The sequence below is a fragment of the Micromonospora sp. NPDC004540 genome, from assembly GCF_040610095.1.
Taxonomy (GTDB): Bacteria; Actinomycetota; Actinomycetes; order Mycobacteriales; family Micromonosporaceae; genus Micromonospora.
This window is the reverse complement of sequence record NZ_JBEXLR010000025.1, coordinates 1-13,233: the sequence shown is the minus strand read 5'-3', so window position 1 is coordinate 13,233 and position 13,233 is coordinate 1. Positions and strand designations below refer to the sequence as shown.

General features: G+C 75.6%; 14 protein-coding genes and 1 pseudogene. 9 read left to right on the top strand and 6 right to left on the bottom strand.

What is annotated here, in order from left to right:
* Window positions 1-71: 71 nt before the first annotated feature.
* Window positions 72-263, top strand: a complete 192-nt coding sequence (locus ABZV78_RS11585; protein ID WP_091265978.1) for a DUF5703 family protein — start codon at window positions 72-74, stop codon at window positions 261-263.
* Window positions 264-327: 64 nt separating this feature from the next.
* Here ABZV78_RS11585 and ABZV78_RS11580 read toward each other — a convergent pair whose 3' ends face one another.
* Together ABZV78_RS11580 and ABZV78_RS11575 are read right to left on the bottom strand one after the other, a co-directional pair.
* On the bottom strand, window positions 328-981 hold the full coding sequence (locus ABZV78_RS11580; protein ID WP_355637706.1) for a hypothetical protein: 654 nt from the start codon (window positions 979-981) through the stop codon (window positions 328-330).
* A 60-nt stretch (window positions 982-1,041) separates the two neighbouring features.
* Window positions 1,042-2,370, bottom strand: coding sequence for a M20/M25/M40 family metallo-hydrolase (locus ABZV78_RS11575; RefSeq protein ID WP_355637705.1), 1,329 nt, complete (start codon window positions 2,368-2,370; stop codon window positions 1,042-1,044).
* A gap of 116 nt (window positions 2,371-2,486) precedes the next feature.
* Between ABZV78_RS11575 and ABZV78_RS11570 the strand changes: the two genes are divergently transcribed.
* From ABZV78_RS11570 to ABZV78_RS11560, 3 genes are all read left to right on the top strand, one after another.
* A complete protein-coding gene (locus ABZV78_RS11570; RefSeq protein WP_355637703.1) occupies window positions 2,487-3,104 on the top strand; it encodes a hemerythrin domain-containing protein in 618 nt (205 codons plus the stop codon).
* A 75-nt stretch (window positions 3,105-3,179) separates the two neighbouring features.
* Window positions 3,180-4,166, top strand: a complete 987-nt coding sequence (locus tag ABZV78_RS11565; protein WP_355637701.1) for a LysR family transcriptional regulator — start codon at window positions 3,180-3,182, stop codon at window positions 4,164-4,166.
* A gap of 19 nt (window positions 4,167-4,185) precedes the next feature.
* Window positions 4,186-4,422 (top strand): hypothetical protein, encoded by a 237-nt coding sequence (locus tag ABZV78_RS11560; protein WP_355637699.1) that lies wholly within the window; start codon window positions 4,186-4,188, stop codon window positions 4,420-4,422.
* 55 nt (window positions 4,423-4,477) lie between these two features.
* Here the strand turns inward: ABZV78_RS11560 and ABZV78_RS11555 are convergent, their stop codons facing one another.
* The 3 genes from ABZV78_RS11555 to ABZV78_RS11545 are packed head-to-tail and all read right to left on the bottom strand — an operon-like array spanning window position 4,478 to window position 7,586.
* Window positions 4,478-4,828 carry a DUF3140 domain-containing protein gene (locus ABZV78_RS11555; protein WP_355637697.1) on the bottom strand — a complete coding sequence of 117 codons (351 nt, stop codon included), beginning with the start codon at window positions 4,826-4,828 and terminating at the stop codon, window positions 4,478-4,480.
* Window positions 4,828-5,001: a hypothetical protein gene (locus ABZV78_RS11550; protein WP_355637695.1), complete on the bottom strand. Its 174-nt coding sequence runs from the start codon at window positions 4,999-5,001 to the stop codon at window positions 4,828-4,830. The genes ABZV78_RS11555 and ABZV78_RS11550 overlap by 1 nt, the downstream gene beginning before the upstream one ends.
* 38 nt (window positions 5,002-5,039) lie before the next feature.
* A complete protein-coding gene (locus ABZV78_RS11545; RefSeq protein ID WP_355637693.1) occupies window positions 5,040-7,586 on the bottom strand; it encodes an ATP-dependent Clp protease ATP-binding subunit in 2,547 nt (848 codons plus the stop codon).
* Between the two features lie 120 nt (window positions 7,587-7,706).
* On the opposite strand from ABZV78_RS11545, the gene ABZV78_RS11540 reads away from it, so the two are divergent.
* From ABZV78_RS11540 to ABZV78_RS11520, 5 genes are all read left to right on the top strand, one after another.
* Window positions 7,707-8,084 carry a hypothetical protein gene (locus ABZV78_RS11540; protein ID WP_355637691.1) on the top strand — a complete coding sequence of 126 codons (378 nt, stop codon included), beginning with the start codon at window positions 7,707-7,709 and terminating at the stop codon, window positions 8,082-8,084.
* A 199-nt stretch (window positions 8,085-8,283) separates the two neighbouring features.
* Window positions 8,284-8,544 (top strand): hypothetical protein, encoded by a 261-nt coding sequence (locus tag ABZV78_RS11535; RefSeq protein WP_355637689.1) that lies wholly within the window; start codon window positions 8,284-8,286, stop codon window positions 8,542-8,544.
* A gap of 9 nt (window positions 8,545-8,553) precedes the next feature.
* A complete protein-coding gene (locus ABZV78_RS11530; RefSeq protein ID WP_355637688.1) occupies window positions 8,554-9,435 on the top strand; it encodes a hypothetical protein in 882 nt (293 codons plus the stop codon).
* A complete protein-coding gene (locus ABZV78_RS11525; protein WP_355637687.1) occupies window positions 9,428-12,100 on the top strand; it encodes an FtsK/SpoIIIE domain-containing protein in 2,673 nt (890 codons plus the stop codon). Before ABZV78_RS11530 ends, ABZV78_RS11525 begins: the two co-directional genes overlap by 8 nt.
* Window positions 12,097-12,768 carry a hypothetical protein gene (locus ABZV78_RS11520; RefSeq protein WP_355637685.1) on the top strand — a complete coding sequence of 224 codons (672 nt, stop codon included), beginning with the start codon at window positions 12,097-12,099 and terminating at the stop codon, window positions 12,766-12,768. Before ABZV78_RS11525 ends, ABZV78_RS11520 begins: the two co-directional genes overlap by 4 nt.
* Before the next feature lie 140 nt (window positions 12,769-12,908).
* On the opposite strand, the pseudogene ABZV78_RS11515 reads toward ABZV78_RS11520, so the two are convergent.
* Window positions 12,909-13,233 (bottom strand): annotated as a pseudogene (locus ABZV78_RS11515) (cupin); the annotation flags it as partial.

Genomic DNA, 13,233 nt, shown 5'->3' with positions numbered 1-13,233 from the left:
GCGCGAAGAGGGCGACACGGGTCACCGTCAGGGGGTGGCGGCGGGCTGCCGGGCTGGGCAGCATAGAGGCCATGGACTACGAATACGCGCCGCTGCGGTTGCCCTCGAACGTCGATCGGTTGACCGCCGCGGCGCAGCTGGCGATCCAGGCGGAGTTCTCCGGCTGGGAGTTGGCCCGGGTGCGGCTCTACCGGGACGGCACGCGGCAGGTCATGCTGCGCCGTCGCCGCGTCAACCAGCCGCAGCCGGGCCTCTCCTACTGACGGAGGCCCGGGCGAGGCGTCCCCGGGGCCGGCACCGCGCGGTGGGCCCCGGGGACGTCACTGCCTAGTGGGCGTGGTCGTGCTCCTCGTCGAGCTCCAGGAACGGGTGCTCGTCGAGCCGGCCGACCAGCCGGTCGTCGGCGGCCGGCTGGAACGGGCCGACCGGGTCGTCGTCGTCGAAGGACTCCAGGTCGACCGGGGTGCCGACCTCGCTGACCATGACCACGCCGTCGAGCGGCTCCAGCTCGGGCACGTCGAGCGCGGACAGCGAGCCGTCGCCGCTCTGCAGCAGCTCCAGCACGGCCTCGCCGACCCCCTCGACCGGGGCCGGCTCGTCCTCCTCGGGGGTGCCCTCGCGGCGGGCCGCCTCGGCGGCCCGGATCAGCGCGGAGACGCTGGGCACGCGGTAGTCCCGCCGCTGCCGCACCGAGATCACCCGCGGGTGCGGGTCGGTGGCCTCGACGCCCTCGGCCCCGCCGAAGCGCTCGTCGGCCTCGTCCGGGTCGATCGACTCGACGTCCCACGGTGTCACCTCGCCGAAGGCGTCGAGCAGCTGCTCGTCGTACGCGAACGAGGCGTTGTTCAAATTGACGTACGCCTGCCAGACGGCGTCGTCGTCGATCCGGCCCTGGGCGGCGCGGACGGCGGCCAGGTGGGCGCGGGCCGCGTCGATCACGCGCTCGAGGGCGGCGTCCAGCTCACCGTGCTGGTCGGTCATGTGAGGCAGTCCCTTCGCGATGGGGGAGGTTCCGCGCCGGCGGTGACGCGACGGGCTCGGTCAGCAGCTGCGGAGAAAGCGGTCGAGAACCCGCACGCCGAACTGTAGTCCGTCCAGCGGAACCCGCTCGTCGATGCCATGGAACAGGCCGGAGAAATTGAGGTCGGCGGGCAGCCGCAGCGGCGCGAAGCCGAAGCACCGGATGCCGAGCTGGGAGAACGCCTTGGCGTCGGTGCCGCCGGAGAGCATGTACGGCACCGGGCGGGCGCCCGGGTCCTCGGCGCGCAGCGCGGCGGACATCGCCTCGACCAGGTCGCCGTCGAAGGTGGTCTCCAGGGCGGGCTGGCGCTGGACGTACTCGATGGCGATGTCCGGCCCGACCAGCTCGCGCAGCTGCCGCTCCAGCACCTCGCTCTGCCCGGGCAGGCTGCGGCAGTCGATGGTGGCGGTGGCCCGACCCGGGATGACGTTGTCCTTGTAGCCGGCGGCCAGCCGGGTCGGGTTGGCGGTGTTGCGGATGGTGGCACCGATGATGTTGGCGATCGGGCCGAGCTTGGCGATCGCGGTCTCCGGGTCGTCCGGGTCGATCTCGATGCCGAGGACGTCGGAGACCTCGGCCAGGAACGCCCGTACGGTGTCGGTCATCACCACCGGGAAGCGGTGCCCGCCGATCCGGGCGACCGCCTCGGCGAGCGCGGTGACCGCGTTGTCGTCGTGCACCATCGAGCCGTGGCCGGGGCGGCCCTTGGCGTGCAGGCGCAGCCAGTCGATGCCCTTCTCGGCGGTCTCGATGAGGTAGAGCCGCCGCTGCTCGTCCACCGAGTAGGAGAAGCCGCCGACCTCGCCGATCGCCTCGGTGCAGCCGTCGAAGTGGTGCCGGTGCCGCTGGGCGAGGAAGTGCGCGCCGTAGTCGCTGCCGGCCTCCTCGTCGGCGGTGAAGGCGAGCACGATGTCCCGGGACGGGCGCACCCCGGCGCGCTGCCAGCCGCGGACCACGGCCAGCACCATGGCGTCGAAGTCCTTCATGTCGATGGCGCCGCGGCCCCACAGGTAGCCGTCGCGGATCTCACCGGAGAACGGGTGCACCGACCACTCGTCCGGGTCGGCGGGCACGACGTCGAGGTGGCCGTGCACGAGCAGCGCGTCCCGGCCCGGGTCGGTGCCGGGGATCCGGGCGACCAGGTTGGCCCGGCCCGGCGCGGACTCGAGGAGTTCCGCGTCGACGCCGACCTCGGCGAGCTTCTCGGCGACGTACTCCGCGGCCCGGCGCTCCCCGACGCTGGTGTCGTTGTCCCCGGTGTTGGTGGTGTCGATGCGCAGCAGGTCGCGGCAGAGGTCCACGACCTCGTCGGTGGGGTCCGGTCGGGCGGAGGCGGGGGCGCTCGTCATCGCATCTTCATACCAGCCGGCCCGGCCGGAGCGTCGGCCCCGGTCGGGGCGCTGTTTCGCGGATCGCGCGGACGGGTACCGCCGGACCGCCACACCCGTCGATCCCGGAGGGCACCATGACCGTCCCCCTGCCGCCGTTGCCGCCGGCCGCCGACGACGCCTACCGGCCGGGCGGCCGGAGCCTGGCCGACCACGTGGACCGGGAGCACCGGGCGCTGCTCGGGCTGGCCGGGCAGGTCACCGACGCGGGCCTCGACGCGGCGCGCCGCCGGGAGGTGCTGGACGTGCTGACCGCCGCGGTGTCCCGGCACCTCTCCGCCGAGGAGCAGTACCTCTTCCCGGCCGCCCGGGCGGCGGTGCCGGAGAGCGGCGAGCTGGTGGACCGGGAGATCGAGGCGGACGCGGCCCTGCTGACCGCGCTGAAGGGACTGTCCGGTCCGGACGACCCCGCGGTGGCCGACGTCGCCGACCGGGTGCGCCGCCACGTGAGCCGGGTCGCCGCGCTGGTGACGCCGCTGAGCGAGGTGGCCAGCGACGCGGACCTGATCCGGCTGGGCAACCGGTGGGAGATCGCCGAGGAGGCGGCGCCCACCCGGCCGCACCCGGGCACCCCGGCCACCCCGCCGTGGAACAAGATCGTCGAGCCGGCGGTGGGCGTGCTGGACAAGGTGCGCGACGTGGTCGCCGGGCGGCGGACCCGCCTGTCGGACCTGGAGCGACCCCGCGACCTCTGAACCGCTGGCTCATACAGCTATACCGATGCGGTCGGACCCTTCCGCCCACCCGTTGGGTGGTCCTACCGTCACCGTATGAATCTGGAGCTGCGACACCTGCGGGTGGTCTGCGCGATCGCGGAGACGGGGAGCGTGACCAAGGCGGCCTCGACGCTCGGCCTGGCCCAGCCGGCGCTGACCGCCCAGCTCCAGCGCATCGAACGGACCCTGGGCGGGCCGCTGTTCGAGCGGGACCGCCGGGGCGCCCGGCCCACCGCGCTGGGCGAGCTGGTGCTGGACCGGGCCCGGGTGCTGCTGCCGGCCATGAAGGGCCTCCAGGACGAGGCGGCCCGGCTGGCCGGGGCGGGCGACCCGCTGAGCCGCTACCGGTTCGGCGGGGTGAACAGCCCCATCCTGGGCCGGCTGGTGCACCGGCTCGCCGCCGAGCGCCCGGACGTGCAGATCACCACGTACGCGTCCTGGTCGGTGGACGAGCTGGCCCAGCTGGTGGCCGGCGGGCGGCTCGACTTCGCGCTCACCGGCGTGTGCGGCGACGCCACCCCGTCGGCGGAGTCCGGGCTGAGCTGGCGGGAGGTGGCCGTCGACCCGGTGTTCGTGCTGCTGCCGCAGACTCACCCGATGGCCGACCGGGACGAGGTGCGCCTCGTCGATCTGCGCCGCGAGCAGTGGGTGGCCGCGCCCGGGGACGGCTGCTTCGGCGACTGCTTCGCGGCCGCCTGCGCCCGGGCCGGCTTCACCCCGCGCAAGGTCTACGAGGCGGACGTGCGGGCCTGCCTGGACCTCGTGGACGCGGGCGAGGCGGTGGCGCTGTGCCAGGCGACCTTCCGACCGGTGGCGGGGCTGGTGACCCGCCGGCTGGCCGGGACACCGCTGCGCTGGCGGCTGGTGCTCGGCTTTCACCCCGACGCCCCGGCGGCCCGGGTCGCCGAGCCGGTGCTGGAGACGGCGGTGGCCGCGTACACCGACGCGCTGGCGAACCACCCGGACTACCTGGCCTGGCTGCTGTCCCACCCGGACTTCGGCGCGCAGCCGACCACCCCCGGCGGGGTGCGAACCGCCTGAGCGCGGGTATCTGGGCGGCATGACTGATCTGTACCCCGCCGCCGACCAGCGGGAGCTGCTGCGCCAGGCGGCCGCCGCGCACACCGCCGCCTCCGCCGACCTGGAGGCGTTCCTGCGCCGGTTGCCGGAGGTGCCCGAGCCGGGCGACATCACCGAGTACGCCAACCTGCTCAGCCGGGAGGAACGGGCCCGCGGCGACCGGCAGGACGCGGCCGACGCGGCCGGGCTGCAACTGCCCAGCATGGAATCGGAGTAGCAACGACGGCGGCGGCACCCGGGACAGGCTTCCCGGGTGCCGCCGCGACGCGCGGTCAGCGTTCGATCAGGACGTCGTGACCGAGGTCGAGCAGCGAGTGGCGCCACTCGTCGTCGGCGTTGCCCCGGCTCGGCTTCGCCGCGGTGAGCGCCCGGATCTGCTCGATGGCGTTCCGCATCACCTCGATGTCGTCCGGGGTGAGGTCCACCTTGCGCTTGGTGAGCACCTGGAGGATCCGCCGCCCCGGCTCGGGCAGGCCCAGGTCCGGGTCCGGGCCGAACGCCTCCTCCCCCGAGCCGCGGGTGAGCAGCCACCGCCGCAGCTGCTCGGAGGGGACGTTCACCTCGGCGTGGAAGTCGTCCCAGATCACCTCGACCTCGGGGTCGAGTCGCGCCTCGCGTACCATCACGCCTCCTCTCCCGACGGCGACCCGGACGGCGTCTGGTCGCCCTCGCCCTTGTCGGTGTCCTGCTTCAAGCCCTCCGGTGGCACCTTGACCCGGGCCGGGTTGGCCGTCGGGGGTGCGACGATGGGTTCGGTGCGCTCGGTGTCCTCCCGGGTCTCCTCGGGTTCGGTCATGTCCGCCCTCCGATCCGTCGGGGTTCGGGCGTCTTCCCTCATCGCGGATGGGACGTCGACGCGGCGGTGTAGCCGCGCTCGCCGGCGCCCACCTCGATGGCGAGCTGGCCGTCCCGCGCGTCGACGGTTACCTGCTGGCCGGGCGAGATCTGGTTCTCCAGCAGCATCCGGGAGAGCCGGTTGTCGACCTCGCGCTGGATCACCCGGCGCAGGGGCCGGGCGCCGAACTCGGGCTGGTAGCCGTGCTCGGCCAGCCAGTCCACCCCGGCGGTGGTGAACTCGACCTGGATGTCCTGAGCGTGCAGCCGGCGGCGGGTCTCCTCCAGCAGCAGCCCGGTGATCTCCCGCAGCTGCTCGGCCTCCAGCCGCTGGAAGATGATCACCTCGTCGATCCGGTTGATGAACTCGGGCCGGAAGTTCTCCTGCAGGCGGCGCATCAGCCGCTCGCGCAGCTCGCTGGTCTGCTGCTCGCCGGGCTCGCCGGCCCCGAAGCCGACGGTGCGCTGGGTGCCGGTGATCAGCTCCGACCCGAGGTTGCTCGTCATGATCAGGACGGTGTTCTTGAAGTTCACGGTCCGCCCCTGGCTGTCGGTGAGCCGGCCGTCGTCGAGCACCTGGAGCAGGATGTTGAACACGTCCGGGTGGGCCTTCTCGATCTCGTCGAGCAGCACCACCGCGTACGGGCGGCGGCGCACCGCCTCGGTGAGCTGGCCGGCCTCCTCGTAGCCGACGTACCCGGGGGGCGCGCCGACCAGCCGGCTGACGGTGTGCCGCTCCTGGAACTCGCTCATGTCCACCCGGACCATCCGGTCGGCCTCGCCGAACAGCGCCTCGGCGAGCGCCCGGGCCAGCTCGGTCTTGCCGACGCCGGTGGGGCCGAGGAAGAGGAAACTGCCCATCGGGCGGTTCGGGTCGGCCAGCCCGGTACGCGAGCGGCGGACCGCCTCGGCCACCGCACTGACCGCCTCGTCCTGGCCGACCACCTTCTCGTGCAGGTGCCCCTCCAGGCGCAGCAGCCGGTCCCGTTCCTCCTCGGTGAGCTGGTTGACCGGGATGCCGGTGGCCCGGGAGACGACCTCGGCGATCTCCTTCGGCCCGACCTCGGGCACGTGGCTGGGGCCCTCGTCGCCGCGGGCGCGCCGGAGCTGGTCCTCCAGCTCGGCGGTGCGGTCACGCAGCTGGGTGGCCCGCTCGTACTGCTCGTCGGAGACGGCCTGCTCCTTGTCCCGGCGTACCTCCTCGAGTTGCTGCTCCAGGTCGCGCACGTCGGCGGCGGGGGTGCGGGTGCGCAGGCGCACCCGGGCGCCGGCCTGGTCGATCAGGTCGATCGCCTTGTCCGGCAGGTACCGGTCGGTGATGTACCGGTCGGAGAGCTCGGCGGCGGCGACCAGCGCCTCGTCGGTGAAGCGGACCTGGTGGTGCGCCTCGTAGCGGTCGCGCAGGCCGCGCAGGATGGCCACGGTGTCCTCGACGGTGGGCTCGGGCACCAGCACCGGCTGGAACCGGCGGGCCAGGGCGGCGTCCTTCTCGATGCTGCGCCGGTACTCGTCCAGCGTGGTCGCGCCGATCACCCGCAGCTCGCCGCGGGCCAGGGCCGGCTTGAGCATGTTGGACGCGTCCATGCCGCCCTCGCTGCCGGCGCCGCCCGCGCCGACCAGGGTGTGGATCTCGTCCAGGAAGACGATCAGCTCCTCGCGGTGGGCGCGGATCTCGTCGATCACCTTCTTGAGCCGCTCCTCGAAGTCGCCCCGGTAGCGGGTGCCGGCGACCAGGCCGGCCAGGTCGAGCTGGATGACCCGCTTGCCGATGAGCGTCTGCGGGACGTCGCCGTCGCAGATCCGCTCGGCGAGGCCCTCCACGATGGCGGTCTTGCCGACGCCGGCCTCGCCGATCAGCACCGGGTTGTTCTTGGTACGCCGGGACAGGATCTCCACGGCCTGCTCGATCTCGTCGGCCCGGCCGATCACCGGGTCGATCTGGTCCATCCGGGCCAGGTCGGTGAGGTCCTGGCCGTACTGGTCGAGGGTGGGGGTGCCGCGGTCCGGCTTCGGGCCGGTCGACGGGCCGCGCTCGGCACTGGCCGCCTGGAGCGACTCGGGCTGGATCCGCCCGGCGGCGAGCATCCGGCCGGCCGGCGACTCCGGGTTGAGCGGCAGGGCCATGAGGATGTGCTCGGGGCCGATGTAGTTGGCCCCCATGGCCCGGGAGAGCTGGTGTGCGTCGAGCAGCGCCCGCTTGGCCGCCGGGGTGAGCGACAGGTTCGGCGGCACCTCGCCCCGGGGCGCACCCTCGCCGCGCCCGCCCAGCGCGTTGACCAGCGCGTCCGGGTCGGCGCCGGCCCGGCGGACCAGGTCGCGGAGCGGCTCGCGCTGCAACGCCGCCCACAACAGGTGGTCGGTGTCCAGGTCGTTGCTGTGCTTCTGCGCCGCGCGGCGGGCCGCGTCGGCCAGCATCTCCCGCGCGTCGGCGGTCATCAGCCGGGTGATGTCGACCCGGTGCGCCGGCCGGCGTCCTGCCTCGCCGCGCCCGAAGTAGCGGGCCAGGAACTCGTCCCACGGGTCGTTGCCGAAGTCACCGGGTCCCATAATCTCTGTCCTCCGCAGTCGGTCGGCACGGCCGCCGGGGCGCGACAAGGCGCGGCACGGTCGGCGGTGGCTACCCGGCGGTCGGCGCGACAAACGCGGACGGGTGGCACGCTTGGGAGCATGGAGACCAGGCCGCTGCTGATCGTTGACGGCGCGAACGTGGTCGGCTCGCGGCCGGACGGCTGGTGGCGGGACCGGGCCGGGGCGGCCGCCCGGCTGCGTGACGCGCTGGTGCCCATTGCCGAGGCGGGGGTGCCGCCGGAGCTGCCGCCGCCGGTTGAGGTGGTGCTGGTGGTGGAGGGCGCGGCCCGGGACGTCCCGGCGGTGCCCGGCGTCGCCGTGGTGTCCGCGCCCGGCTCCGGCGACGACACCATGGTCGAGCTGGTCGCGGCGGCGCCGGCGCGCCGCCGGGTGGTGGTCACCGCCGACCGGGAACTGCGGGCCCGGGTGGGCGCGCTCGGGGCCGAGGTGCACGGCCCGCGCTGGCTGCCCCACTGACCGCTCTCCGGGACGCCGGCGTCCCACGTACGGGACGCGAGGGTCCGGCCGCAGGACCCGCGAGTCCCGCCGCGGAGCGCTTTTGCGCACGTCAGGGCGGCAATCGGACAGCCGGGCAGGAACGCCGCGAGGGTGGAGTTTCTCCCACCCGTCGGGATGGGTTGTAATGGAGATCTCCCCCGCCCCCAGGAGGTCCCCCGTGGCGAGCGTCGCCGAGCTGAAGGCAGCGATCGATGTCGCTCTCCAGCAGATAGGAGACGGGCAGACAGCGGTGCAGGCGGCCGGTGAGAAGCTGGCCGAGGCGCAGCAGACCCTGGCCGGCGCGCTGGAGGGCAGCGGCCACCAGACCGTCGAGGCGGCCCAGGCCTCGCTGACCCAGGCCAGCCAGGAGCTGGAGGAGTGTCTCGCCGCCACGCTGGTGGCGGTCGAGCAGGCGCAGCTCTACGTCGCCACCCTCTGAGGACCGGTCGTGTCCATCGTCGAGGACATCGGCGCGCAGGTCCGCGCCGCCGCCGAGGAGCTGCCGCTGGCCCAGCTCGCCGCCGCGCTGGAGAAGTTCGGCCAGGCCACCGAGCGGCTGCGCTGGGTGCGCCAGGAGTCGGCCAACCCCATGGGGGTGCCGGAACTCTCCGCCGCGACCGAGCACGCCGAGACCGCCGGGTACGCGCTGCGGGTGGCTCAGGAGCAGCTGTCGGCGTACCTGGCCGCGATCGGGCTGGCCGCCGACGGGGCGCCCGCGCCGACGGCCGGGGACCGCCGGCCCAGGCACGACGCGCCCCACGGCGAGGCGGCGCCCCCGCCGCCCGACGCCGCGCCGGACCGGGACGAGCAGCCGGCGGTGCGGCGCTGGTGGGCGGTGCGGGTGGCGGAGCTGACCGGCGGCCGGGAGGGCGCGCCGGACGAGCCGGACGAACGGGTCGAGAACTCCCGCGAGCTGCTGCGCCGGGTGGTGACCGGGGTCCGCGCCGGCGACCGGGACCGGCTGCACCGCGAGCTGCGCCGGGCGCACGCCGACGTCGGGCTGGGGCTGGCCGCCATCGCGCCGCCGATGCTGCGCGGCCTGGCCGGCGAACTGCTCGGCCACCCGCCGCGGGCCGACGACCTGGGCCGGCTGCGCCGGGAGCTGGACGGCCGCGTCCGCGACCTGCTGCCCGGGCTGCCCCCGCCCGTGCTGGACACCCTGCTCACCCGGGTCTGCCGCATGCCCCCGCCCCGCCGCGGCGACGACCAGGAGCAACCGCACGCCGCCGACCCGGCGGTCACCGCCGGGGTGGTCACCGGCGTGCTGCTCGACCGGCTCGGGCGCGACCTGCCGAAGGACACCGACGACCGGGAGCCGTCCCGTGGCTGACGTCCGCGCGCAACTGGTGACGCGGGTCCGGGGGTTGCTCTCCGAGGCCCTGGGCGCCACCCGGAACCGGCTCGCCGCCGCCGACGCCGACCTGGCCGCAGGCCGGGACCGGCTGGCCCGGGTGCGACGCGCCGCCGCCGCCGTCCCTGACCGGGTGGGCGCGGCGCGGGACCGCCGGCTCGCCGAGATCGACGCCCGGCACGCCGCCCGGATCGCCGAGCTGGCCCGGCGGGCCGCCGCCGCGGCCGGGCGGGAGGCCCCGGGAGCGGCGTCCGCGCCGTGGGACCGCTGGCAGGCCACGCCGGCCGGCCGGGTCGAGCCACCCGGCGCGGTCCGGATCGGCACGGTACGAATCCCCGGCGCCGAGCCGGTGCCGGCGCTGGTCCCGCTGCTCGACGCCGGCCACGTGCACCTCGCCGGCAGCGACCGCGAGGGCGTCGCCGCGGTGGTGCCCGCGCTGCTGCTGCGGTCGGTCGGCCGGGCCGACCCGGGCGCGGTCCGGCTCTTCGGGTACGACCCGGAGCACCTGGGCGGCGGGTTGGCCGGGTTCGCCCCGCTCGGCACCGCCGGGCTGCTCACCTTCGTCGGCCCCGGTGGCCTGGGCCGGCTGCTCGACGACCTGGTGGAGCAGATCCGGCGGATCAACGAGACCGTGCTGGCCGGCGAGCACGCGTCGCTGCGCGAACTGGCCGCCGCGACCGGCCGCCGCCCGGAGCCGTGGCGGGTGGCGGTGCTGCTCGGCGGCGACGAGCTGTCCCGGCACGAGCGCGGCCAGCTGGACCGGGTGGTGCGCACCGGGGCGGCCTGCGGCGTGCACCTGGTGGTCCGCGGCGTCGACCTGCCCGACGGCCCGACCGTCACCCGCGTGGTGGTGGACCCGGACGACGCCCGGATCGGCGGCCTGCCGGTGGTGCTCGACGCCCCGCCACCGGCCGGGCTGGTCACCGAGACCTGCCGGGAGGTGGCCTCCCGGGTCAACGCCGGCCCGCCGCCGGCGCCCTTCACCGACCTGCTCCCCCCGGCCGGCGACTACTGGCGGGAGGACTCGGCGCACGGGCTGACCGCGCCGATCGGCGAGGGCCCGCACGGGCGGCCCGTGCTGCTCACCCTCGGCGACTACCCGCCGCACGCGCTGATCGGTGGCCCGTCCGGCACCGGCAAGACCAACCTGATCTTCGCCTGGATCGGCGCGCTCGCCGCCCGCTACTCCCCCGCCGAACTGGAGTTCTACCTGCTCGACTTCAAGGAGGGGGTGTCCTTCGCCCGGTTCGCCCAGGGCCGGCGGGACCCGAGCTGGTTGCCGCACATGCGGCTGGTCGGGATCAACGTGAACACCGACCGGGAGTTCGGACTGGCGCTGCTGCGGTTCCTCGCCGAGGAGCTGCGCCGCCGGGCCGACGCGGCGAAGAAGCACGAGGTCACCAAGCTGGCCGAGCTGCGCGCGGTGGACCCGACCGGGCACTGGCCGCGGATCGTGGCGGTGGTCGACGAGTTCCAGGCGCTGCTCGCCGGCCGGGACGTGGTCGCCCGGGAGGCCGCCGACCTGCTGGAGGACCTGGCCCGGCGGGGCCGGTCGCAGGGCATCCACCTGGTGCTCGCCTCCCAGGACGTGCGCGGCATCGAGGCGCTGTGGGGGCGGCCCGCCCTGGTCGCCCAGTTCACCCTGCGCATCGCGCTGCCCAAGGCGCTGCGCATCCTGGCCGAGCGCAACGACGCGGCGCAGTCGCTGCCCCGGCACCACGCCGTGGTCAACGCCGAGTCCGGCCTGGCCGAGGGGAACGAGGTGGCCCGCATCCCGTCGGCCGGCGACTGGGAGACGTGGAGCGAACTCCAGCACCGGCTGTGGCGGATGCGCCCCCAGGACGCCGCCCCGGCCCGGCTCTTCGACGGCGACGCGATCCCGCGGCTGGCCGAGGCGCCCGACTTCCGCGCGCTGACCGCCCCCGAACAGGGCGTGCCACGCAGCCCGGTGGCGCTGCTCGGCGAGATCATCGACGTGCAGGCCCGCTCGGCGGCGCTGCGGCTGCCCCGCGCCCCCGGACGGAACCTGGCCGTGCTCGGCACCCGGGTCGACGAGGCGTGCGCGGTGCTCGACGCCGCCGCCCGCTCCCTCGCCCGGCAGTACCGGCCCGGCACCGCCCGGTTCTCCATCGCCTGCCTGGACCCGGACGCCGACCCGGCCGCCCGCGCCCTCTACGAGGACCTGGCCGACGACGCCGCCTGGTACGACGAGGAGACGGTGCCGGAGCTGATGGCCGAGGTGGGCGACGCGCTGGGCACCCCGGGCACCCCGCAGACCCCGCACTTCCTGCTGCTCTACGCGGTCGACGCGGCGGCCGGGCAGCTCGCCGGGAAGGCCGGCCAGCGAACCGGCCTGGAGCAGCTGCGCCGGATCCTGCACGACGGGCCGGAGCGGCGTACCCACGTGCTGGCCTGGTGGCGCGGGGTGGCCCGGATGCGGGTGGACCTGGGCGGGCCGGCGGCGCGCACCGACCAGATCGGCGCCTGGGTGGCGCTCGACGTGCAGGGCGCCGAGCTGGGCTCCTCGCTCTATCCGGGCACCGGCGGGCCGGACTGGTACCCCCGCCCGTGGCGAGGCCTCTACTTCGACCGGGCGGTGCACCGCACCGGACAAACGATCATCCCTTATGGTCCCTCCCGATGAACGAACCGGTCTCCAGTGAGACGTACGCCGCGCAGGTCCGCCGGCTGGCCGAGCTGACCGCCCGGGTGGCCGCCCAGCGCGCCGAGGCGCACACCTGGTACGAGCAGCAGGTGGCCGCCGCCGACCGGGCGGTGGCCGAGGCCGCCGGGCAGGTGCGGCAGGCCGAGGCGGAGGTGGCCGAGGCGCAGCGGATGGTGGAGCGGGTGGACGCCGAGGCGGCCCACCTGTGGGGGCAGCTCCGGGCCCGGATCGGGGCCGGCGGCCGGCGGCTGGGCGATCCGCCCGGGCCGGCCCGGGACGCCACGGGCGATCCGGTGCCGCTGCTGCGCGGCGTGCGGGAGCTGCTGGAGCGGACCCGCCAGCCGGGCGAGCTGCCCAGCTCGGCGAACCCGCTGCTGGTCGGCTGCGGGATCGGCGGCGCGCTGGTGGCGTACGCCCTGGGCGAGGGCGCACGGGCGCTGGGCGCCGGCTCCGGCGGTGACCTGGCGGTCGGCATGCCGGTGCTGGCGCTCGTGGTGACGCTGCTCGGGCCGCTGGTCGGGCTGGCGCCGGCCCGGCTGCTCGCCGACCGCCGCCACGCCGTGCTGACCCCGCGCCCGATCCTCCTGGTCGCCGCCGCCGGCCTGGCCACGACCGCCCTCCTGCTGACCCTCACCTACACCCGCTGACCCGCGCCCCGGCCCTCGCGCCGAGGACCCGGGCGGTCGATCATGAAGTTGGCGGCGCGACACGCCGTCGGCGGCACCGCCAACTTCATGATCACCGGAGCCGGCGGGCGGCGCGCGGCCGGTGGCGCGCGGGGCGGTGGTCAGGCGGGGGTCAGGACGGCTTCCTTGAGGAGGCGGCGGGCCAGGACCAGGCGGTCGGCGTCGTCGTCGAGGCCGGGCAGGTCGCCGACCCGGGTGACCTCGCCGGCGAGCAGCGCGCGCAGCGCCGGCTCGCAGGTGCCGGGCAGCGTGACGGTGCGGTCGAACAGGCGCAGCGCCACCTTGCCGTCCCCGGCCGGGGTGAGCTGCCAGCGCAGCCCGGCCCGGGGCGCGACCCGGCTGTCCGCGTCGAGGAGGGCGCCCAGGCCGGTCTCGAAGGTCCTGTCGGGTGCGGCGGCGTAGGTTGCCGCCGCTGGTGTTTCGAGG